The 22,104-nt window shown below is 66.7% G+C and carries 22 protein-coding genes and 1 pseudogene; 11 read left to right on the top strand and 12 right to left on the bottom strand.

Features of this window, described 5'->3' with window-relative positions; translation table 11 throughout:
• Window positions 1–658 precede the first annotated feature (658 nt).
• Complete coding sequence (locus tag HV783_RS29485) at window positions 659–1,027, bottom strand: hypothetical protein (RefSeq protein WP_254603892.1); 369 nt, start codon at window positions 1,025–1,027, stop codon at window positions 659–661.
• Window positions 1,028–1,210: 183 nt separating this feature from the next.
• On the opposite strand from HV783_RS29485, the gene HV783_RS12715 reads away from it, so the two are divergent.
• Window positions 1,211–2,158: a LysR substrate-binding domain-containing protein gene (locus tag HV783_RS12715; RefSeq protein ID WP_064524106.1), complete on the top strand. Its 948-nt coding sequence runs from the start codon at window positions 1,211–1,213 to the stop codon at window positions 2,156–2,158.
• 42 nt (window positions 2,159–2,200) lie between these two features.
• On the opposite strand, the gene scpC is transcribed toward HV783_RS12715, so the two are convergent.
• On the bottom strand, window positions 2,201–3,718 hold the full coding sequence (scpC, locus tag HV783_RS12710) for a succinyl-CoA:acetate CoA-transferase ScpC (protein ID WP_054501165.1): 1,518 nt from the start codon (window positions 3,716–3,718) through the stop codon (window positions 2,201–2,203).
• A 239-nt stretch (window positions 3,719–3,957) separates the two neighbouring features.
• Between scpC and HV783_RS12705 the strand changes: the two genes are divergently transcribed.
• Both HV783_RS12705 and HV783_RS12700 read left to right on the top strand, forming a co-directional pair.
• A complete protein-coding gene (locus tag HV783_RS12705; protein ID WP_175189255.1) occupies window positions 3,958–4,881 on the top strand; it encodes a LysR family transcriptional regulator in 924 nt (307 codons plus the stop codon).
• Between the two features lie 205 nt (window positions 4,882–5,086).
• Entirely contained in the window at window positions 5,087–7,513 is a 2,427-nt protein-coding gene (locus HV783_RS12700) for a DUF3772 domain-containing protein (protein ID WP_254603891.1), read from the top strand.
• 33 nt (window positions 7,514–7,546) lie between these two features.
• Here the strand turns inward: HV783_RS12700 and HV783_RS12695 are convergent, their stop codons facing one another.
• The 3 genes from HV783_RS12695 to HV783_RS12685 form a co-directional block, all read right to left on the bottom strand.
• On the bottom strand, window positions 7,547–8,260 hold the full coding sequence (locus tag HV783_RS12695) for a hypothetical protein (RefSeq protein WP_054501162.1): 714 nt from the start codon (window positions 8,258–8,260) through the stop codon (window positions 7,547–7,549).
• A gap of 47 nt (window positions 8,261–8,307) precedes the next feature.
• Window positions 8,308–8,778 (bottom strand): hypothetical protein, encoded by a 471-nt coding sequence (locus HV783_RS12690; RefSeq protein WP_054501161.1) that lies wholly within the window; start codon window positions 8,776–8,778, stop codon window positions 8,308–8,310.
• A gap of 428 nt (window positions 8,779–9,206) precedes the next feature.
• Window positions 9,207–9,620 (bottom strand): hypothetical protein, encoded by a 414-nt coding sequence (locus HV783_RS12685; RefSeq protein ID WP_054501160.1) that lies wholly within the window; start codon window positions 9,618–9,620, stop codon window positions 9,207–9,209.
• Between the two features lie 73 nt (window positions 9,621–9,693).
• Between HV783_RS12685 and HV783_RS12680 the strand changes: the two genes are divergently transcribed.
• Entirely contained in the window at window positions 9,694–9,984 is a 291-nt protein-coding gene (locus tag HV783_RS12680; RefSeq protein WP_054501159.1) for an antibiotic biosynthesis monooxygenase family protein, read from the top strand.
• Between the two features lie 3 nt (window positions 9,985–9,987).
• On the opposite strand, the pseudogene HV783_RS12675 reads toward HV783_RS12680, so the two are convergent.
• The 6 genes and pseudogenes from HV783_RS12675 to HV783_RS12650 all read right to left on the bottom strand — a co-directional run bounded on the left by HV783_RS12675 (window position 9,988) and on the right by HV783_RS12650 (window position 15,117).
• Window positions 9,988–10,241 (bottom strand): annotated as a pseudogene (locus tag HV783_RS12675) (nucleoside triphosphate pyrophosphohydrolase family protein).
• A 29-nt stretch (window positions 10,242–10,270) separates the two neighbouring features.
• Complete coding sequence (locus HV783_RS12670) at window positions 10,271–10,882, bottom strand: 3'-5' exonuclease (protein ID WP_082401834.1); 612 nt, start codon at window positions 10,880–10,882, stop codon at window positions 10,271–10,273.
• 4 nt (window positions 10,883–10,886) lie between these two features.
• Window positions 10,887–11,111 (bottom strand): DUF1653 domain-containing protein, encoded by a 225-nt coding sequence (locus HV783_RS12665; protein ID WP_006390643.1) that lies wholly within the window; start codon window positions 11,109–11,111, stop codon window positions 10,887–10,889.
• A gap of 116 nt (window positions 11,112–11,227) precedes the next feature.
• Entirely contained in the window at window positions 11,228–12,697 is a 1,470-nt protein-coding gene (locus tag HV783_RS12660; RefSeq protein WP_054501158.1) for a methyl-accepting chemotaxis protein, read from the bottom strand.
• Window positions 12,698–13,174: 477 nt separating this feature from the next.
• A complete protein-coding gene (locus HV783_RS12655; RefSeq protein ID WP_054501157.1) occupies window positions 13,175–13,885 on the bottom strand; it encodes a glutathione S-transferase in 711 nt (236 codons plus the stop codon).
• A 23-nt stretch (window positions 13,886–13,908) separates the two neighbouring features.
• Window positions 13,909–15,117, bottom strand: coding sequence for a GlxA family transcriptional regulator (locus HV783_RS12650; RefSeq protein ID WP_367646384.1), 1,209 nt, complete (start codon window positions 15,115–15,117; stop codon window positions 13,909–13,911).
• On the opposite strand from HV783_RS12650, the gene HV783_RS12645 reads away from it, so the two are divergent.
• From HV783_RS12645 to HV783_RS12615, 7 genes are all read left to right on the top strand, one after another.
• Window positions 15,116–16,171 carry an ABC transporter substrate-binding protein gene (locus HV783_RS12645; protein WP_054501156.1) on the top strand — a complete coding sequence of 352 codons (1,056 nt, stop codon included), beginning with the start codon at window positions 15,116–15,118 and terminating at the stop codon, window positions 16,169–16,171. The two genes, HV783_RS12650 and HV783_RS12645, sit on opposite strands and share 2 nt — an antisense overlap.
• A 16-nt stretch (window positions 16,172–16,187) precedes the next feature.
• Complete coding sequence (locus tag HV783_RS12640; RefSeq protein WP_175142502.1) at window positions 16,188–17,237, top strand: ABC transporter ATP-binding protein; 1,050 nt, start codon at window positions 16,188–16,190, stop codon at window positions 17,235–17,237.
• Complete coding sequence (locus HV783_RS12635; RefSeq protein ID WP_175189254.1) at window positions 17,234–18,082, top strand: ABC transporter permease; 849 nt, start codon at window positions 17,234–17,236, stop codon at window positions 18,080–18,082. The genes HV783_RS12640 and HV783_RS12635 overlap by 4 nt, the downstream gene beginning before the upstream one ends.
• Window positions 18,079–18,870 (top strand): ABC transporter permease, encoded by a 792-nt coding sequence (locus HV783_RS12630; protein ID WP_054418647.1) that lies wholly within the window; start codon window positions 18,079–18,081, stop codon window positions 18,868–18,870. The genes HV783_RS12635 and HV783_RS12630 overlap by 4 nt, the downstream gene beginning before the upstream one ends.
• Window positions 18,871–18,909: 39 nt before the next feature.
• Entirely contained in the window at window positions 18,910–19,923 is a 1,014-nt protein-coding gene (locus HV783_RS12625) for a proline racemase family protein (RefSeq protein WP_054418649.1), read from the top strand.
• Between the two features lie 392 nt (window positions 19,924–20,315).
• The gene (locus HV783_RS12620) at window positions 20,316–20,789 is read left to right on the top strand and encodes a type II toxin-antitoxin system RelE/ParE family toxin (protein ID WP_081273415.1); all 474 of its coding nucleotides are present in this window, start codon (window positions 20,316–20,318) and stop codon (window positions 20,787–20,789) included.
• The gene (locus tag HV783_RS12615; RefSeq protein WP_054418651.1) at window positions 20,773–21,213 is read left to right on the top strand and encodes a CBS domain-containing protein; all 441 of its coding nucleotides are present in this window, start codon (window positions 20,773–20,775) and stop codon (window positions 21,211–21,213) included. Before HV783_RS12620 ends, HV783_RS12615 begins: the two co-directional genes overlap by 17 nt.
• Window positions 21,214–21,246: 33 nt before the next feature.
• Here HV783_RS12615 and HV783_RS12610 read toward each other — a convergent pair whose 3' ends face one another.
• Window positions 21,247–22,011 carry a TSUP family transporter gene (locus HV783_RS12610; RefSeq protein WP_054501153.1) on the bottom strand — a complete coding sequence of 255 codons (765 nt, stop codon included), beginning with the start codon at window positions 22,009–22,011 and terminating at the stop codon, window positions 21,247–21,249.
• Window positions 22,012–22,104: the final 93 nt, after the last annotated feature.

Below are 22,104 nucleotides of genomic sequence, written 5' to 3'. Positions count from 1 at the left end.
GCAACTGGCTTCTGCCTGATTTGCACCGACTTACGCAAAATTCGCTGACCGCCGGTTCGAGAGAATCATCGCTGACTCACCGCCTTGCTGCCCTGCGGCAGATTCGTCGCCGTGGCGTCAAATCCGTTGCACTTGCCTGGCTTCGCGGCTCACAAAACTGCGTGAACTGCGAAGGAGCGAGACTATAGCACAGAATTTTGGCTTGTCACGCCGGCATGACACTCGTTTTGCAGAAAGATGATGATTTCCACGCGGCAAGGCCCGGGGATCCCCCGTGGCGAAGGGGTATGGCCCTGATCCCCTCCCTCTCCTACGAGAATGCGAAAGGGTTGCCGGCCACGGCAGCCTGGAGGGGAACGGCTCCCCCCTCGCCTTCCTCTATATATATGGAGCGAGCTATCTCCTCTCTAGAGAAAGCTCTCTTCTCTCTATATAGGGAAGGGCGCGATACGTTCAGATGGCTGGGGCGGGGCAATTGCGCCCGGAGACAGACGTCTCGCTCCCTTCGAAGACACCTGCGCGCTCTTTGTGGGTGTCTCACTCATGCTTCATCTCTTGGCGGCGGCCATCCGCCATGGGGACCGCCTCTCTATATAGATATAAGGCCGGGAATCGGGGCTGATGGTCTCATCGCCCCCTTCCCGGCCAGGCGTCCACATCACCAGCGCAGGCTGTCGATGCGCGTGATCCGCTTGAGCGATTGCTCAACCGTGGCCTGATTCACCAGCCATTCCGGCGCGCCCACGTCCTTCAGCATGTGGACGTCCATCTCGTCCGCGAGATTGCGCAGGATCCGGTCGGCGCGCCGTGCGCGATAGGCGTGCCAGAGGCGGGCAATGAAGCCGCTCGACGGCGCGGTCGCGCCGTTGAGGGCGGCGACGGGGGGTTGCAGGTTGCGCGCCACCGGTTGGGGAACCGGGATAGCCGGCGCCACGGACGGCGTGATCTCGGGCGCGTGAGTCCGCGTAGGCGCCGGGCAAGCGGCGCCGAAAGCGGGAGAGGTCTGGATGCAGGTTTGGGCGGACATGGCTTGGCTCCTCGATTCAGTCCGTTTTGGTAAGCGTATTCGCCCAAACCGGCGCTGAAAATCGAATTGTTTTACCCAGGACGGTCAGCTAAGCTAACCAATCGAATCATTCCCTCCGTGGGGCGGACTCGCCTTCCTGGACGGAGTGCCCGTGAAACTCCCTGGCGTCCCGCCCCCTTTCCCATGCGCCTGCCCCTGAATACCCTGCCCGCCTTCCGCGCCGTCGCCGAACTACAGAATCTGCGCGCCGCGGCCGAGCGCCTGCACCTGACCCACAGCGCGGTCAGCCAACAGATCAAGGGATTGGAAGAACAACTGGGCTTCGCCTTGTTCGAGCGCAGCGGGCGGGGCATCGTGCTGAACCCCGCCGGCGCCGCGCTGTTGTGCAGTGTGCAGAGCGCCATGGCGTTGCTGGACGAGGGCCTGATGGCGGCGTCGGCCGCCGCGACCGGCAGCGCGCAGCGGCTGCGCGTATCGGTGCTGCCCTCGTTCGCGCAGCGCTGGCTATTGCCGCGCATGACGCGCTGGCACAAGCGCCACCCGGACCTGTCGCTGCAGATCGAGACCTCGCAACAGGTCGTGGACCTGCTGCGCGACGGCTTCCACGCGGCGCTGCGATTCGGCCGCGGCCCGTGGCCGGGCGTCGAGTCCGAGCCGCTGTTCGACATGCCGTTGCCGCTGATCGCACTGGCCTCGCCGGAAACGGCGGCTGCATTGCCCGACAACACGCCCGAGACGCTGGCGCGGCAGCCCCTGCTGGGCGAACGCGATATGTGGCAACACTGGTTCAACGCGGCCGGACTGAGCGTGCCGGTGACGCCAGTCGCCACGTTCAATGATGCGGGGATGATGCTGCAGGCGGCCGAGCAGGGCCTGGGCATCACCCTCGGCCGCGAGTTGCTGGCCGCGGACGCGATCTGTGCCGGACGGCTGGTGCAGGTTTCGCCCGTAACGGTCCATTATGAGCAGGCCCAGACCTATCACCTGGTCTACCGGCCGAGCCTGCGCGACTGGGCGCCACTGGTGGCGCTGAAACAATGGCTGCGCGACGAATTGGAACGCTCCAGCAAGGGCCTGGTGACCGCCGCGCGCCATGACGCGGTCAAGGCGGCGCGGGACGAGCGGGCATAGGCTGCCGCCGGCCTGAGCGTCCGGCGGCGGACAGGCGCAAGGTCAGGCGACCTTGCGGGTCGCGGGGGAAACCGCGCGCATGGTGTCGGTCTCGTTGAAGCGCTGGTGCCACGCGAACGCCTCTTCCAGCAGATGGGGGGTCTGGCCGCCGCGCTCGCAGGCCCGGTCAAAATAGTCCTGCAAGGCCTGGCGATAGGACGGGTGCACACAATGCTGGATGATGGCGCGGGCGCGTTCGCGCGGCGCCAGACCGCGCAAGTCGGCCAGCCCGCACTCGGTGACGAGCACGTCCACGTCATGCTCGGTGTGGTCCACGTGGGACACCATCGGCACGACGCTGGAGATGTCGCCGTTCTTGGCCATGGACTTCGACACGAAGATCGCCAGGTGCGCATTGCGGGCGAAGTCGCCGGAGCCCCCGATGCCGTTCATCATGTGCGTGCCGCCGACATGGGTGGAATTGACGTTGCCATAGATGTCGAACTCCAGCGCGGTATTGATGGCGATGATGCCAAGGCGGCGCACGATCTCCGGGGCGTTGCTGATTTCCTGCGGACGCAGCAGGATGCGTTCGCGGTAGTGATCGATGTTGGCGAGGATCTTCTCGTACACCGGCTTGGATACCGTGATGGACGAGGCCGAGGCGAAGGCCAGCTTGCCCTGGTCGAGCAGCTCGATGGCGCTGTCCTGGAGCACCTCGGAGTACATCGTCAACCCGTCGAAATCGGACGATTCAAAACCATGCAGCACGGCGTTGGCAATGGTGCCGATACCGGCCTGCAGCGGCAGCAGCGAATTGGTCAGGCGGCCGGCGTCCACTTCGCGGCGCAGGAACGCATTGATGTGCGCGGCGATGGCGTTGGTCTCGGCGTCCGGGGGCAAGGCGTTCGAGGGGCTGTCGGGCTCATGCGTGATAACGATGGCGGCGATCTTGTCCGGATCCACCTCGATGAACGGCTGGCCGATTCGCTGGTCGGGCGACACCAGGCCCATGGGCTCGCGGTTGGGGCGATCGGCCGGCACGTAGATGTCGTGCAGGCCTTCGATCGCGGCCGGCACGCCCAGGTTCAGCTCGATGATGACGCAGCGCGCCTGTTGCGCGAACGAGGCCGAGTTGCCCACCGACATGGTCGGGACGATCGCGCCGGTCTCCGTGATGGCGGCGGCTTCGATGATGGCCACGTCGACCGGGCCGATGTGGCCGGCGCGCAATTGCTCTGCCGTCTCCGACAGATGCTGGTCGATGAAGGCGATCTCGCCCTGGTTGATCTTGCGCCGCAAGGTCGTGTCGACCTGAAACGGCATGCGGCGCGCCAGCGCGTTGGCCTGCGCCAGCATCTTGTCGGTGTCGTGGCCCAGCGAGGCGCCCGTGATGAGGGTGATGGCGAGCGGTTCGCGCCCGGCCCGCTCGGCCAGCGCGGCAGGCACCGACTTACAGTCGCCGGCGCGGGTGAAGCCGCTCATGCCGACGGTCATGCCGTCCTGCACCAGCAGGGCCGCCTGTTCAGCGGACGTAATCTTGGCGCGTAGCCCGGGATGGCGGATACGGTCGGTATGCATGGTGTCTCCAGATTCAAAAGCCGGCGGCTCGCGGCCGGACGTGGCGGCGCCGCCGCTCGCATCCAGGCGCCGTCTAGCGCGGCGTTTCCTTACGCCCGAGAGGCCTGGCAGGCCGGCCTCGGGACGAATTTTCCGCAGTATAGGAAGCGCGAGCAAAATCTCGTAATGACTTAAAATCATCCAATCAATTCGTTTTTTTCATTATTTGAATGTTCCGCGCCTTGCGCAGGAGATGAGCCTTGGACGTGCGCGCCTTGCGGTACTTCGTCGAAACGGTCCGCCATGCCAGCTTTACGCAGGCGGCCAGGGCGCTGTTCGTGACGCAGTCCACCGTCAGCAAGATGATCCGCCAGTTGGAAGAGGAAGCCGGCACGCCGCTGCTGGTGCGCGACGGCCACACGGCCCGCCCCACCGATACCGGCCGCGTGATGTATCAGCGCGGCCTGCAGGTGCTGGAGACCATGCGCCAGTTGAGCGAGGAAATGCGCCAGACGGCAGAACTGCAACGCGGTTCGCTGGAGGTGGGCATCCCGCCCATGATCAACCTGCTGTTCACGCCAGTGGTGAAGCGCTTTCGCGAACTGCACCCCGGCATCCACCTGACCCTGAAGGAGGGCACCGGCCGCGCGGTCGAGGACCTGGTGGCGGGCGGCGAACTGGAGGTGGGCGCAACCATCCTGCCGATCGCGCCCGACAGCGGCCTGGCGACGCAGGCCTTCGGCAGCTATCCCATCTGGGTGATCGGGCCGCCCGACGCGGCCTGGGCGGGCAAGACCTCGCTGCCCTTGAGTGCGCTGCGCGACACCCGTCTGCTGATTCCCACGGACGACTTCGCCATGACGCGGCGGCTGCGCCAGGCGTTTGCCGATGCCGGGCTGCAACCCGGGATCGCGGCGCAGAGCGCGCACTGGGATTTCCTGGTGGCGATGGCATCGGCCGGGCTCGGCGTGGCGCTGCTGCCCGAACCGCTGATGCAGCGGATGAAGACGCGCGGACTCAGCACTGCCAAGCTGGCCAAATCCGGCTTGCAATGGGAGGTCGGCCACATCTGGCAGCAATCGGGTTATCTGTCGTACGCCGCCCGCGCATGGCTGGAGGTCTGCGACGCGGTGCTGGGCGTCCCCCGGCGAGCCCGGGCTGAGAAACGCGCGCAACAGCCCTGAAGCCTCGGCCGCGGGCGCCGCCCGTCCGACGACCGTGGCCGGAATTCCGGATCAAATCCGCCCCCATTTTTGTTTCTGGCGCCCCTCGATCGCCTCCAGCGACAGCCGGAATCTAACGGGGGACATAGCTGAGTTTTTGTTGCAACGGACCGGGCCGCGGCTTGTTATGCTGCCGCCTCGACGCGATTCCATCGCCCCAAGACTCATGATCCCGAACCCGCAACATCCGCTTTTGCGCGCCCTGCCGCGCCGCCGCTCTTTTGTCGCGCTGATCGCCGGCCTGCTGCTGGCGCTGTGCCTGGCGCCCGCGTTCGCCGCCGCGCCCGCTTCGCCCGCCGAAACCGATGCCATGCTGGCCAGCGCCCGCAAGCAGCTCGACGACATCCGCAAACGCGTCCCGGACGAGACGGACGACGCCGATCTGCTCAAGCAGCGCGGCGATGCCCTCGACATCCAGGCCAAGGCAGACGCCACCGCCGATGCCCTGACGCCGCAATTGACCAGCGTGACGGCGCGCCTGAGCGAACTGGGCGCGCCGCCCGAGGGCGTCAAGGAAGCGCCCGACGTGGCGGCGCAACGCATGCAACTGGAAAAGAACAGCCGCGCGCTGGATGCGCAGATCAAGCTGGCGCGGCTGCTGTCGGTCGACGCCGCGCAGACCGCGGAGCAGATATCGGGATTGCGCCGCACACAATTCCAGGCGCGGCTGGGCGAACGGCGCGACTCATTCCTGTCCGGCCAATTCTGGGCCGAATTCCGCGAGGAATTCCCGGGCGACCTGGAGCGCCTGGTGGCGCTTCGTGACGATCTGGTCACCGCGGTCGGCCAGACGCCGACATGGGGCTGGCTGCTGCTGGCCGCGGCGGCGGCGCTGGCGATCGCGCTGCGCGTCTGGATCGGCCGGGTGCTGCTGCGGCTCACGGCCACGCGCGTGCCGCCCGGACGACTGCGCCGCTCGTTCCTGGCGGTGGCGTTGTTGACGCTGGCGGTCGCCACGCCCGGCGTCATCGCCCTGCTGATCCACATCGGCCTGGACTGGAATTCCCAGTTGTCGGAGAACACCAGCGCCCTGCTGGCCAATCTGGTGGCCACGGTCTGTTTCGGCGGCTACGTGTCGGGCCTGGGCTACGCACTGCTGTCGGCCAACCGGCCGTCCTGGCGCCTGCCACCAGTGTCCGATAAGGTGGCGCACCGCCTGCGCTGGCTGCCCGGCGTGCTGGGCGTGATCGTCGTGCTGATCTGGCTGGCCGAGCGGCTGCCGGTGCTGCTGAACGCCAGCCTGACCACCACCATCACCCTGACCGGCATCGTGGCCGTGTTTGTGATGGTGACGATGGCGGTGGCGTTGTCGATCGGCCGTCGGCTGCGGCGCCGCGCGCTGCGGGAAGACGGCCCGCCCCCGCCCTTCTGGACCTCGCTGCTGCTGACCGCGACCGGCACGGTCCTGGTGATCAGCCTGGCCAGCCTGCTGGCGGGCTATGTGGCTTTCGGCAGTTTCCTGACCAAGCAAATACTGTGGGTCGTGATCATCCTGGCATCGGCCTATCTGCTGGCCGTGCTGATCGAGGACGGCTTCAGCACCTTGCTGGGCACGTCGCACCGCGAAGACAGCGAAGGCCCCAGCCTGCGCGACCAGGCCGCCGTGCTGCTGTCCGGCGTGGGCCGCGTGGCGGTGGGCCTGCTGGCACTGATCCTGCTGCTGGCGCCGTTCGGCGAAGGACCGATGGACCTGCTTCAGCGCTTCGACCAGTTGCGCAAGGGCCTGGCCATCGGCGAGGCGCAGATCCGGCCGGGCGCGGTGCTGCAGGCGCTGCTGGTGCTGGGCCTGTCGCTGCTGGGCGTGAAGATGCTCAAGCGCTGGCTGGCGAACCGTTATCTGCCGACGACGGAACTGGATCCGGGCATGCAGCTCTCGGCCGCGACGCTGTTCGGCTATGCCGGCTTCGTGCTGGCGGTGGCGCTGTCGCTGTCGGCCGCCGGCATCGGACTGGAACGGGTGGCATGGATCGCCAGCGCGTTGTCCGTGGGTATCGGTTTCGGCCTGCAGGCGGTGGTGCAGAACTTCGTCTCGGGCCTGATCCTGCTGGCCGAGCGACCGGTCAAGGTGGGCGACTGGGTGTCGCTGGGCGGCGTCGAAGGAGACATCCTGCGCATCAACGTGCGCGCCACCGAAATCCAGATGGGCGACCGCTCCACGGTGATCGTGCCGAATTCGGAGTTCGTGACCAAGACGGTGCGCAACGTCACGCGCTCCAACCCGCTGGGGCTGGTGCAGATCAAGTTGCCGTTGCCGCTGTCAACCGATGCGCAGCGGGTGCGCGAGCTGATCCTGCAGGCCTTCGCCGACCATGAGGATGTGCTGGACACGCCGGCGCCGAATGTGTTCCTGGACGGCATCGAAGGCGGCAACCTGATGTTCAACGCCAAGGGCTATGTCTCGTCGCCGCGCTCGGCGTACGGCGTGCGCAGCGCGTTGTTGTTCACGCTGCTGCAGAGGCTGCACGACGCCGGGCTGGAGGTGTCGTCGCCGCCCACGATGCTGCTGGCATCCGCGCCTCAGGCCTCCGCCTTGCAGCAGCCTGGCGCGGCCGAGGGGCCGAGCGCCGCGGCCTCGCCCCCCACAACGCCCTGAACGCCAGCAACCGCGATCGCCGCGCACGATCCGTCAGCCCGGCGAATAGAAATCGGCCAGGCCCTGCCGGTCCATGCGCGGATTACGCAGCGTCGGCGCGTTGACCATGGCGTTCTGCCCCGACATCACCGGGTAGGCCTGCGCGACCGGCGCCGGCGCCATGTACTGGGCGCTGGGCGACTGCGGCTGGGCGGGCGCGTACTGCGCTTGCGGTGGCGCGACTGGCGCGGTCTGGGCGACATTCTGCGAGGGATTCTCGAAGCGGTGATCCGCCGTGGTCAGCGAGGGATTGGTGCACAGGCCCTGCGCGGTGAGCGCCGCCTTGGTCCGATCATCGGTCTGGCACAGGATGTCCACGGCGGCCGTTTCCAGCCGGCGCGACCGGTCCGGATCCTTGGTGGAGGCGGCTGCCTGCATGGTGCGCTCGAAATTGCGCCGCAGGCTGCACTTCTGGTCCTCGACCGGAAACGCCACGTTCATGCCGAAGCCGACCACCGAGCCGCCCCCGCCCGCCGACACCATGCAACTGTCGGAGGAGAACGAACCGTAGAAGCTCTGTGCGCCGATCGGCGGCGCGGTCCGCAGGGTGCTCGATCCACTGTTATTGGAATTGAGCGTGATGCCCTGGTTGTTGCCGGCGTTGGTGGACCCCGACGACGCAGAGGTGGTCGCGGCGGAAGAACTGGTCTGGGCGCCCGCGGAAAAGGCCACCAGCGACAGGGATAAGGCAAGCGCAAGGGTTTTCATGATGTCCTCTCGACCGGACGGCCGAAGCCGTCCGGATTGCGTGCTGCTCAGTGACCAAAACCGCCCACCGGGCCGATGCCATGGATCGACGCGGTCGCGCCGATCGCACCGGCGTTGAACGTGCCGGTGGCCGTCGCGTTGGTGGTGGTGCTGCCGAACGTGGCGCCGCCGTTGGCGATGCTGTCGCCCACCATGATCGGCGCGTTGCCATGGATATGGCCGTAGGTTTCGCTGGTGGCGTATTGACGCGTGCTCGTGACCACCGTGGTGCCATCCCGGCTGAACGATCCGCCGGCGGTGGCGACGCCCCCCGTTTCACCGAACGACGTCTGGCTCGACGAGCCATAGCCGTTGATCTGAGTCGAGACCACGGAAGTGCCCGTGGAGACCGAGGACACCGTCCCGGTGATGGTGCCGACATGGCCAGACGCGGAAATGCTGGGCTGGCCGGGTCCGCTCGCGTAAGCGGCCGAAACCGCGACGAGGGACAACGTTGCGACTGCTGCGAGCTTTTTCATTTGAGCTCCTCCTGATCCGCTCGATGCGGATGGACAGGTGCCGGTGGCCGACCGGCGCGGACCTTTACCACCCCGACGCAGTACGCCCATACGGCAACGTGGCGTTTGGGACTTTCGTATTGGTACGGAATGATTGCTCCGGACTACGGACGTCGATATCGGTTAAACGGGCGACCGCCTCCCAGAGTGGGAGCGCGAAGACGTAAAAGTTGGCGTGGAATCTGCGAGCACCGCCGCGCGGGCCATGCGTATGGGGGAGACGCCACGCGCGTCGGGGGGAATTGCTGCGCCGCATCTCAGCTCATAGGATGGGGCGGCGAGGCCCGCTCTCGCGCGATTTACCTAGCGCGCACGGCGGCGGGCGACAGGGAGGCAACCTTTAGGCTGACTGTCAGGAGAGCGTGGCGGTCGACGCGCGCGGCGCGGGTTCAACGCGGACGATGCGCGACGATACGTTCGAGCAGACGCGCCGACTCCCAGCGCGCCAGCGCCAGATCCACCGCGACGAGCAGCAGCAGCACGCCGAGTTCGGCCAGCTCCATCTCGGCCCACAGGTGATAGCAGGCCAACAGCGCGATGCCGGCCGCGCCCGCCAGCAAGCAGGGCCAGGCTGGCGGCAAGGCGGCGGGCGCGGCGACGCTGGCCTGGCGCAGCACCAGCCAGGCGATGAGCGGCAGGCCCAGCATGGACAGCGGAATGTAGATCGCAATGGCCGACAGCACCGCAACCACGCTGAACTGGGTCGGCGAGGCCAGCGCCATGAGGGCGAGCGCGGCAACGCCGATGTACCAGAGCAGGCGGGCGGCGACGAGGCGCGGCAGCGAAAGGACGGGGCGGTTCATCGGGGCTGAGTTTTGGGCCATACTACTCCGCCCGGCCGGCCCCTGCCCGGCCTCTTTATCCGGAGACACCATCATGATCCAGGAGATTGCCAGCATCCATGTCCGCGAAGGACAGGAAGCCCTGTTCGAGGCCGGCGTGGCGCAAGCCAGGCCGCTGTTCCTGCGGGCCCGCGGCTGCCACGGCATGGAACTGTACCGCAGCATCGAGCAGCCGCAGCGCTATACGCTTGTGGTGGATTGGGAAACCGTCGAAAACCATATGGTGGATTTCCGGGAATCTTCCGATTTTCAGGAGTGGCGCAAACTCGTGGCGGGCTTCTTCGTCGAGCCGCCCCAGGTGCACCACGAGCAAAAGGTGGTCTGAGGTTCAGGCCGCATCCGGCGGGTCGTCATACTTGCGCGCCCCGCCGCGAAAGCGATCCGCGGGATATCTCGCCGCGTTCCATGCCATCTTGGCCTGGACCGCGGCCGCGATGTCCAGGCCCAATTGATCCGCCAGCGCCACCAGGTACCTGTGCACGTCGGCGACATCGCCAGGTTCCGGGGCGAATGGAACCGCTGCCACTCGCGTTCGGCGGCGAAGGCCCGCACCACCTGCCGGATATGCTCCAGGTCGGACATGAGGGCTCCGTTGAAATGTGGCGCGGCCCTCAGACCGCGGCCAACCTCGAACTGGCCGCCAACGCGACGGCCACCGTGGTGCGCACGTCGGCCAGCGCGCGGTGGGTGGGCTCCGATGCGCCCACGTGCCGCGCCAGCACATCCAGCTTGTGCGAGGGCAACTCGGGCCAGGCGCGTCGCGCCAGGACCAGCGTGCAATGCGTGGCGTTGGCGAACGGCAGGCCGGTCTGAAGCGCGGCGGCGTCCAGGAAGCGGCGGTCGAACGAGGCATTGTGGAAAAACACCGGCAGGTCCCCGACGAACGCCAGGAACGCCGCGAAGGCCTGCGCCACGGGCACGCCCTGGCGGTCGACCTCGGACTGGGTGATGCCGGTGAGGCGAGTGATGAAGGGCGGCACCGAGGCGCGGGTGCGCACCACCTGCGCGTACTCCTGCTCGGCCGCGCCACCCTCGCCAACGCGCACCGCGGCGAATTCCAGGATCTCGCACGACGCGGTCGACAGCCCGGTGGTTTCCAGGTCGGCCACGACGAACGGGCCGCGCAGGGCGTTCAGGGCGGCGGAAACGGCCGCGGACGGCCGGGCGGAAGCAGCGCGTGGCGCCGCGCTGGCCGGCCGCGCACGTCGATAGTAGAAGGCCATGGCCTTACCGCGCCGCAGGCAGCGGTGCGAACCGCGGCGAGCCGTCGGCCAGTTGGCCGAAGAACAGGTCGGCCGGGCGCACCCACAGGCCGCGCGCATGCGGCCACAGGTGCTCGTAGACCACCATGGATTCCTCGGTCTCGGAATGGCGGGCGGTATCAATGTAGCGATACAGGCCGCCCTTGTAATGGCGATGGGTGGCCAGGGCCAGGGCTTCGGATTCGGTCATGGAGAATTGCCGCAAAAAACACGGCCCGGGCCGGAAACTTCCTGCCAGGGCCGACGGGTTCGTACAAGACCGTATTTATAGCGCACTCGGGCGGCGGGCGCGTCGCCGCCCGAGCCTCAATAGCGCACGTACTCCAGCACCGGCTTGGGCGGCAACGGCGTATTGGCGGCTGGGCGGGTCCGCACCGACGGCGCCACCGGCTTGAGCGCCGGCCTGAGCGTGGGGCTGCCCCCGTGCAATTCATGCGCGGCCTGCAGCGCGGACGCCGCCTCGGCCGTCATCTGGGTGATGTCCTCGGTGACTTCGCCCAGCTTGGCCGACTGGGCCAGCGAGACCTCCACCACTTCGCCCATGATCTCGGTGACCCGCCGCGACGACGCGACGATGTCTTCCATGGTGGTCCCGGCCGACTGCACCTGGCGGGCGCCGCTGCCGATCTGCTCGACCGACGTGGTGATCAGCCCCTTGATCTCCTTGGCCGCGGCGGCGCTGTTCTGCGCCAGGCTGCGCACTTCCGCCGCCACCACGGCGAAGCCCTTGCCATGCGCGCCGGCGCGCGCCGCCTCCACCGCGGCATTGAGCGCCAGGATATTGGTCTGGAACGCGATGCCGTCCATCACGCCGATGATCTCCGAAATGCGCTTGGAGCTGTCGGTGATGGCGCCCATGGTGCGGACCACGCCCGCGACGGTCTTGCCACCCTCTTCGGCCACGCGGCAGGCGTCCTGCGCCAGGGAATTGGCCTGGCTGGCGCGCTCGGCGTTCTCGGTCAGGCCCTGCACCGCCACCCGCAGCGTCTGCGCCGCGGTAAACCGCTTGGTGATGTCGGTGGCGAACTTCACCACCTTGAAGGGCCGGCCCTCGGCATCGAAGATCGGGTTATAGCTGGCCTCGATCCAGACATGCCGGCCATTCTTGCCGATGCGCAGGTATTGGCCGGTGTCGTGCTGGCCGCCGCGCAGTTTGCGCCAGAATTCCGCATAGGCGCCGCTGCGCGCCTCTTCGGGCAGCACGAACATGCTGTGATGGCGGCCGCGCACTTCGTCCTCGCGATAACCGACCGCATTCAGGAACAGGTCGTTGGCGCGGATGATGGTGCCGTCCAGCTCGAACTCGATAATGGCCTGCACTTTGGAAATGGCCTCGAGCTGGCCCTCGGTATCCGCCTGGCGCCGCTGCTGCTCGGTAATGTCGATGGCGTACTTGACCACCTTGAAGGGACGGCCGTGTTTATCAAAGATGGGGTTGTAGCTGGCCTGCAGCCAGACGTCGCCGCCATCCCTGCGAATGCGGCGGTAGCGGCCCGCATCGTGCGCGCCCTGGCCCAGTTTGTCCCAGAAGGCGAGATATTCGGCCGATTCCCGGTCCTCGGGCACCACGAACATGCGGTGATGCTGCCCCAGCACCTCGTCCAGTTCATAACCCATGGTGTCGAGGAAATTCTGATTGGCCATCAGCACATGGCCTTCGAGATCGAACTCGATAACCGCCTGCGCTTTATGGATGGCCGCGATCTGTCCGTATAGATCCGCTTTCTGCATGCCGCGCTCGCCGCGCAGCAGGCGTTTGAGGGTAAGCCATTGCATGTTGACGTCTCCCGCAGGGATTGGGACGAGTGTGCTGAAAACCGATGGAGAAACCTTGGCTTGTCTGAAGCAGTTGCTTTGGCGCGCCCCAGGAATCAAACGTCGCATGCCGCGCCGCATGCACACGCTTGCCTGCAGTTCCGTCGCCCGGGTAGCGACGGCAGGTCAGGAATAAGAAAAACGGAAGAATGTATCCATTCGAAAATATTTAATCCTAAAAATGAACCGCGCTCAATATATTCATTGAGGAAACCCATAAAAAAAACGCGGCGACGGATACCTCAGCGCGCTCCAGGAATAACGCGAGCGTGAATTTCGTTATTAATCAGGGTTAATACGAATCCGCCCCTTATTTTCATAAATGAGGCGAAGCGATAATGGGCCCGCATTGGCGACGACCCCAATTTATTTAACAAGACGAAAAATGCGTACCGGATCCCGAGCATCCGATGCGCCAACCTCTTCTCCGCGTGGCCTCTATTCCGCGTCGAGCTCGCGATAATGGCGGAATATGCCCTGGCCGAACGGCAGGCGCCTGCCGCTGGCGAAATACGGTTGCAATGCCGGCAGTTCCGCGACGCGCCGGTGCAAGGCCATGACCTTGGGGAATTTCACGGCTTGTGTGCCCATGCGCCGGGGAAAGGCGAACAGCAGCCCGTCGACCAGATGGAACAAAGACAGGTCGGCATAACTCCAGCGTTTGCCACCGGCCAGCCACGCATCGGGCCCTGCCAGCACCCGCTCGAAATATCCCAGGAATTTCGGAATGCGTTCCTCGCGAAAACTGCGGGCGCGCCGCGCCGCCTCTTCCTTCTGGTCCTCGTAATAATCACTGGCCGAAATCGGGTGATGGGTATCGTGCGCCTCGGCCACCATGTCGGCGATGGTCAACTGCAATTGGTTCACCCACAGGCGTCCCGATACCGTGGCGGGCGCCAGGCCATGTTTTTCTCCGAGGAACAGCAGGATGTTGGCGGTCTGCGCCAGGGTCATTTTCCCGGCCACGAGATAAGGCGGCGCGAAGGGCGGCTGCTTGCGGTCCGAAAGCATGTCCTGGATCAGCGCGTCTTCGCCGACGCCCGGCTCGCGGGCACGCTCGCGGTAGGCAATGCCGCCCGCTTCCAGGGCCAGGCGCACGAATTCTCCGCGGCCGGGGATGCCGTCCCAATACCAAAGGTCGTATGTCATGCGTTCTCCTTGCCGGGGCAAAGCTAGGCGGGAAAGACGCTGATCTCGCCCTCATGCCGCGCGGCTTGCTGCCCATGGCTCTGCTGATACTGGCGCGGAGATAGTCCGAAATGCGCGCGGAAGTCGCGTGAAAAATGCGCGCCGTCGGCAAATCCGCAATCCAGCGCGATTTGCGTGATGCTGCAGGCATTATTAAGCAACAACCAACTGCCATATTCCAGCCGCAATTGCCGCTGGAACGCCATTGGCGACATGCCCGTGGCCACACGGAAAGCCCTTTCGAGTTGGCGCCGACCGACGCCGACATAACGCGCGATGGCATCCAGTGGCGGCGGGTTATCGATGCGCTGCTCGATGAAATGTGCCGCCTGCCTTACCCGCAAATCCTGGATGCCAGACAGGTCGGTGCGGAAATGCGCCTGCGGCACGCGCCCCGGCCGCGCGCCCTGCAGCATCATGTGGCGCATGGCCTGCTGCGCCTTGTCGCGGCCGCAATGGCGCGCCACCAGATACAGTCCCAGGTCGATGGCGGCGGTGGAACCGGCGCACGAAATCAGGTCGCCTTCGTCGACGAACAGGCGGTCGACCACCGCGCGGGTCGCGGGAAAGCGCTCGCGGAAGGTTTCCAGCACATTCCAGTGCACGCACACCGTGCGCGGTCCGATCACGTCGGCCTGCGCCAGCGCGAAGGTGCCCGTGCAGATGCCGAGCAGCCGCACCCGCAGCGCCGCCGCCCGCCGCAGCCAATCGCGCAGCGGTTCGGGCATGCGCCCGCTGGAATAGTCGTTGCCGCCGCAGATGGCGATGTAGTCGAACTGCGCCGGGTCGTCGGGTAGCCCGGCCTCCACCTCGATCGTCAGGCCGGCGCTGGAGCAGCGCGGTTTGCCGTCCCAGCTCATCACCCGCCACGCGGTGTGGATCTGGCGGCTGCGGCCACCATGGTCGCCAGCCAGCCGCAACACGTCGACGAAACCGGCGAACGCCGCAAGCGTGAACTGGTCCAGCAGCACGATGCCGACAGTCAGGGCGGGTTTTCCCTGAGGCAGGAGCGCGTCGCCGTCTTCATAGGAGAGCGGCGAGGACAAGGGTGGCGCGACGGCGGACATGACGCAATTATTCAAGTTTATGTCCCGCGCCTTCAAGCTCGTTTTCCCGAGCATCGCCCAAGATGCGCCTGTGGTACTTGAGTCAATGAATCGCGGATCGACAAATCTACAAGGGGAATCCGACATGGCAACAAACACCCGCAGCGCGCTGGGCGCGGCTGCGCTCGGCGCGGGGCTGCTCCTGGCTTCGCACGCGGCGCTGGCGCAACAGCAGAAAATCACCGTCGCCTGGTACGGCGGCAACTGGGGCGACGCGTTCCGCGCCTGCGTGGCCGAGCCCTTCACCAAAGCCACCGGCGTCACCGTGGTGCCGGAAGTCGGCACCTCCACCACCACGCTGGCCAAGCTGCAGCAGCAGAAGGGCGCGCCCACCATTGACGTGGCCTGGATGGACGGCGGCATCAGCGAGCTGGCGCAGCAGGCCGGCGTGCTGGATGCGCTGGACGGCGGCGCCATTCCCAACCTGAAGAACGTCATCGAGCAGGGCGTGTACCGCGACGGCAATGCCGCCTTCGCGGTCAGCACCGGCTATTACTCGCTCGGCATCACCTACAGCACCAAGGAAGTGACGCAGCCGCCGACCAGTTGGAAGGACCTGTGGAAGCCCGAGTATGCCGGCGCGGTGGCGGTGCCCTCGCCCGCCAACTCGTCGGGTGTGCCGTTCATCTTCTTCCTGGCGCGGGTCTGGGCGATCGATCCGTCGAACCTGGCCCCGCTCTATGCCAAGCTGGCCTCGCTGGACACCGCGCTGTTCTTCGACAGCTCGGGCGCGGCCACCAACGCCTTCCAGAGCGGCGAAGCGGTGATCGGGGCGCACTTCAACGTCGGCGCCTGGGACCTGATCGACAAGGGCCTGCCCATCGGCTTCAGCGTGCCCAAGGAAGGCGTGTGGGCCACCGACGCCCGCCTGCACCTGGTCAAGGGCGCGCCCAACAAGGCCGCGGCGCAGAAGTTCATCGACACCGCATTGACGCCGGACGCGGCCGCCTGCCTGGCGACCAAGCTGTACCTGGGCCCGGCGGTCAAGGACGTGCAGGTCTCCAAGGACGTGGCCCGCAAGCTGCCCTGGGGCGCGGAAGGCTCGGTCAAGAACCTGAGCCTGTTCGACTGGAACATCATCAACGCCCGCCGCGCCGAGGTCACCGACGCGTGGAACCGGCAGGTCGCCCGCAAGCGCTGAGCAAGGTCCGTTCCCCATGTCCGCTTTGCTCACCATCGAAGGCGTGTCGATGCGCTTCGGCGCCTACCAGGCGCTGGATCGCATCGACCTGGCGATCCAGCAGGGAGAGTTCGTGGCGCTGCTGGGCCCCAGCGGCTGCGGCAAGACCACGCTGCTCAAGTCGATCGCCGGTTTCCTGCAGCCGGAATCTGGCCGCATCCTGATCGACGGCCAGGACGTCAGCCGGTTGCCGGCGCATCGCCGCCCGCTCAATACCGTGTTCCAGAACTATGCGCTGTTCCCGCACATGACGGTGCTGGAGAACGTCGCCTATGGTCCGCGGCGCCAGGGCGCCTCGAAGGCGCAGGCGGCGGAACGCGCCCGGGATGCGCTGGACATGGTCGGCCTGGCCGACTTCGGCCCGCGCTATCCCCGCGAAATGTCGGGCGGCCAGCAGCAGCGCGTGGCGCTGGCGCGCGCCATCGTCAACCAGCCCAAGCTGCTGTTGCTGGACGAGCCGCTGTCGGCGCTGGACCTGAAGCTGCGCAAGCGCATGCAGCTCGAACTCAAGCATCTGCAGGCCCGCCTCGGCATCGCCTTCATCTTCGTCACCCACGACCAGGAAGAAGCGATGACCATGGCGGACCGCGTCGTGGTCATGCACGCCGGTCGCATCGAGCAGGTCGGCGCTGGCGCCGACATCTACCGCCAGCCGGCCACGCGCTTCGTCGCCGAGTTCATCGGCGATGCCAACTTCATCGCCTATACGGTGGCCGATGACGGCGCCTTGATGCTGGATGCCCAGGGCCTGCGCGTGCCGCTCGCCCAACGTCCGGCGACGGCGCGCGGCCTGGCCGTGCTGCGGCCCGAGGACCTGAAGCTGTGCGAGCGCGCCGACGCCATGCTGACCGGCACCGTGAGCGACGTGATCAATGTGGGCAGCCACAGCATGATCCACGTCGACATCGGCGGCCAGACGCTGGTGGCGCGCCACGGCGGCCTCGCGCCCGGCGGCCTGCATGCCGGCGGCGAGGTGACGCTGGCGTTTGCACCCGAGCACCTGCACCTGATCGGCGGCCAGCCATGACGCGGCGCGCCTGGCTCTCCCCCGGCCTGCTGCTGGCGGCCCCGGTGCTGTTCTTCGCGGCCTTCTTCCTGGCGCCGCTGGCGGTGGTGGCGCTGGCCAGCGCCACCGGCGGGCCGGACGGCCTGACGCCGACGCTCGCGCAGTACACCAAGGTGCTGGCCGACCAGTACCACTGGGACGTGATCCTGGTGACATTCCGGCTGGCCCTGTTCACCACCCTTGCTTGCCTGGTGCTGGGCTATCCGCTGGCCTGGTACCTGGTGCGCGTGGTGCGCTGGCAGGCCTGGCGCCGCGCCTGCGTGATCCTGCTGGTGGTGCCGCTGTTCACCAGCAACATCGTGCGCGCCTTCGGCTGGATGGTGCTGCTGGGCCGCAACGGCCTGGTCAACCAGGGCCTGATGGCGACCGGCGCGGTGGACCGGCCGATGCGCTTCATCGGCACCGAACTCGGCATCCTGATCGGCATGGTCTACGTGCTGCTGCCGTTCGTGGTGCTGGCGGTGGGCAATGCGCTGGCGCGGGTCGATCCGGCCTGCGAGCAGGCTTCGGCCGACCTGGGCGCGAGCCCGGCGGCGACCTTCCTGCACGTGACTTGGCCGCTGACGCTGCCCGGCGTGGTGTCGGGCGCCATCATCGTCTTCACGCTGGCGGTCAGCGCCTATGTGACGCCGGCGCTGCTGTCGGGCGGCCGCGTCACGGTGCTGTCGATGCTGATCTTCCAGCAGTACAGCACGGTGTTCGATTTCCACTACGGCGGCGCGCTGAGCATGGTGCTGCTGGTCTTCACCCTGATCCTGGTGGCGCTGGCCAACCGCGCCGCCACCTTGCCGGGAGCCGTGCGATGATCGCCCGCCACCTGATCCGCCTGACCGCGCTGGCCGTGCTGGCCTACCTGGCGCTGCCGCTCGTGGTGATCCTGGGCGCGTCGTTCACCGCCACGCCGTATCTCGCGTTCCCGCCGCAAGGCTGGACGCTGGAGTGGTACCGCACCTTGCTGGTCGAGGCCGGCTATGTGGCCGCGTTCACCACCAGCACGGTGCTGGCGCTGGCCGCCACGGTGGCCGCGGTGCTGCTGACGGTGCCGGCGGCGCTGGCGCTGGCGCGCTACGCGTTTCCGGGCAAGGCCGCGCTGACCTCGGTACTGATGTCGCCGCTGGTGCTGCCGCACATCGTGCTGGGCGCGGCGCTGCTGCAATTCGGCGCGTACTTCGGCCTGACCCGCAGCTTCCTCTCGCTCCTGATCGGCCACGTCGTGATCATCGCGCCGTTCGTGCTGCGCTCCACCCTGACGCTGCTGACGCCGGAACAGCGCGCGCTGGAGGAAGCCTCGGCCGACCTGGGCGCCAACCCCTGGACCACGTTCTTCCTGGTGGTGCTGCCGCAGATCCGTCCGGGCATCGTGACCGGTTCGATCTTCGCCTTCATCTCGTCATGGATCAACGTGGAGCTGTCGATTTTCAACACCACGGCGGACCTGAACACCATCCCCGTGAAGCTTTTCAATTACGTGCAATACACGATTGATCCGACCATCGCAGCCGTATCGGGCGCCACGATCGTGGCTGCGGTCGTCGCCATCGTGATCCTGGATTTGACCGTCGGGCTGGACATGCTGTCCGAACGCGGCAAATAACTTTCCTCTTCCCCCTATCTACCGCCTGGAGTCACTGTCATGCGCAAGCAAGACGCGTTCGATGTCATCTATACCCATACGGAAGGCGAGCCCCTGTGTATCGTCCACAGCGGCATTCCGTACCCCGCCGGTTCCACCATCCTGGAAAAGCGCGCGTTCCTGGAGCAGCACTACGACTGGCTGCGCAAGGCACTGATGCGCGAGCCGCGCGGCCACAAGGACATGTTCGGCGTGTTCCTGACGCCGCCGTCCAGCCCCGAGTACGACGCCGGCCTGATCTACATCGACGGCACCGAGTATTCGCACATGTGCGGCCACGGCACCATCGCGGTCAGCATGGCCATGGTGGCCAACGGCCTGGTGCCGCGCGGCAAGGACGGCATCACCCGCATCCGCTTCGAGACCACCGCCGGCCTGGTGGTGTCGGAAGTGGCCTCGGAAGGCGACAACGTGCTGTGGACGCGCTTCGAGAACGTGCCGGCGTATGTCGCGGCGCAGGACATCCCGGTGGAGCTGCCTGGCTACGGCAAGCTGTCGGCCGACATCGTCTGGGGCGGCAACTACTTCGGCATCGTCGATCTGTCGAACTGCGACCTGCGCATCTCGCCGGACAACGGCACCGAGCTGTCGCGCATGGGCCTGATCGTGCGCGATCAGCTCAACGCGCGCCAGCGTATCCAGCACCCGACCGAAGCGCACATCAACAACCTGAACTTCATCACGTTCTGGCACCAGCCGACGATCGAGGGCGCGTTCTACAAGAACGTGCACGTGTTCAGCGCCGGCCAGCTCGACCGCTCGCCCGGCGGCACCGGCACCAGCGCGATGATGGCGATGTTCGAAGCCCGCGGCAAGATGGGGCTGAACCAGCCGATCAAGTCCGAGGGCCTGCTGGGCAGCGGCACCTTCGAGGGCTGCCTGCTGGGCGAGGTCGACCTGAACGGCACCCGCGCGGTGCGGCCGACGGTGAAGGGCACGGCCAGCATCCTGGGCACAGCGCGCTGGGTGATCGACAAGAACGATCCGGTGGGCGCCGGGTTCCTGATCCGCTGAGAAGGTGCGGCGGCCGGCGTGGGCTGGCCGCCGACCACCGGCGCGCGCTTGGCGAAAGATAGGACGAGAGGAATGGCCTAAAGGACTTGTCGCGTCGTCGTGCCGCACATAGGCTATCCAGGTCGCCCACGTCTTTGGAATCCTCTACATGCCACGCCGTCCAACGCCACCCCAACGGCCCGCCATACGGGAACACTGCCAATCGGATCCTGCCCCGGAGCTGCCGCCTCCCTATCTACCCAGCGTCGATCAGCGGGACGAAAACGCCTGGCTCAAGCGGCTCGAAGCGATAAGCCGGGCCAGCAAGGCGGATCCATCCCGCCTGCTCACCCCTGGCGAGGTTCTGGCCGCGCTCGCCGCGGAGCGCGCCAGACGACCTTCAGGCCGCTGACATGTTCCGCGTCGTGTTCACGCCGGACGCGCTCCGCGACATCGTCAACATGCAACGGTATTTCAGCCCGGCCGGAACTTCCGCAAGAGCGGACGGCTATGTCGACGGCGTGATCCAAGCCTGCCTGGATTTGGCCCATTTTCCAAGACGCGGAGCGCGGCGCCATGCCGCCAACCCCAATCTTCGCTTCCTCCATCATCAGAAGCGATGCACCATCGCCTACTCCGTGAACGATGACGGGTCCGTGACCATTATGGGCGTGTTCTATGGCGGCCGCGACTATAGCCACCTGCTCCACGAACCTGCCAGGCCATACCGCCTGAGAACCCACCGGAAACTTGCGGCAATCCCGCCGCCGGGCTTAGGATGGAGTCACGGCCAGACCGTGCGCCGGCGCCAGGCGTCGGGCGCGGGCTCTAGCCGGCGCTTGAACCTTGCCAGCGATTCGGGAGCACATCGTGAAGAAAGTTGCTGAGATTCTGAGGGAAAAGGCCAACCCGCCCGTCGTGACCGTCTCGCCGGACTCGTCCGTGTACGACGCCATCAAGACCATGGCCGAGCGCAGTATCGGCGCCGTGGTGGTGGCGGACGGCGACGAGGTGCTGGGCATGCTCACCGAGCGCGACTACGCCCGCAAGATCGTGCTGCAGGATCGCTCGTCGCGCACCACCAAGGTCCGCGAGATCATGACCGATTCGGTCTTCTACGTGCGTCCGGAAGACACGCGCGAACACTGCATGGCGCTGATGACCGAGCGCCACTTCCGCCACCTGCCCGTCATCCAGGACAAGAAACTGGTCGGCCTGGTGTCCATCGGCGACCTGGTCAAGGACGTCATGAGCGAACAGAAGTTCATCATCACCGAACTCGAGCGCTACATCTCGGGCGAACACGGCTGAGCGCCCGCGGCAGCGGCGGAGGATCCCTCGCGGCTAACCCGCCGCGAGGAGCCGCGACGCCGGCACCACCAGGCCCAGCCCGGCCGCCAGCAGCAGCACGAACACCATCCGCTTGACAGTCTTCATCGACCCGGCGGTGGCATAGCGGCGCGCCACCCACGTCACCCCGATCACCACGGGCAGCGCCTGCAGGCTCAGCCAGAACGAGCTCGCCATGAAGGCGCCCTGGCCCGTCACGAGCGCCAGGCGCACCACGGCATTCAGCGAAAACAGCACCAACAGGCTGTTGCGGATGGAAGCCAGCGGCAGCGGCTGACGGTACAGGTGATAGACCATGGGGGGACCGGCGCTCGAAAACAAGCCGCCCAGCACGCCCGAAACCCCGCCGAAGAACAGGAACGACGCGCGCGACGACAGGCGCGCCAGGGGCTGGGTACGCGCCACCAGCAACACGGCGCAGGCCATGATGGTGACCCCCAGCAGCAATTGCAGCAACACCGCCATGGCGCCGCTGATCCAGGCGAGTGCGGTCACGCCGACGGCCACGCCGGCAAGGCTGCTGACCAGCGCCGGCGCCATCAACGGCCAGTTGACCTGCGGCTTGGCGCGGGCCAGCGTCACGGCGGCGTTCACCAGCGACAGGACGCTGACCACATTGGCCACCTCCGGCACGGACGCCAGTTGGAACACGCCCGACAGGCCCAGCAGCACCAGTCCGAAGGCGAAGCCGGTCATGGTCTGGGCGTAGGTTGCCAGCGCCACGCAGGCGAGAAACAACAGGTGTTGGAGAATGCTCATGCTGGGGGAGAGCCTGACCTGCCTCGGCTCGGCCCCGCCGCGAAGTCTCGCGGGCCTGGAGCGGAACGACTGGGGGAAACGGCGTATCAAGAG

Source organism: Achromobacter dolens (assembly GCF_902859745.1).
GTDB lineage: Bacteria > Pseudomonadota > Gammaproteobacteria > Burkholderiales > Burkholderiaceae_B > Achromobacter > Achromobacter dolens.
Note: the sequence above shows the minus strand (reverse complement) of the source record. Positions and strands in the feature narration are given on the sequence as shown.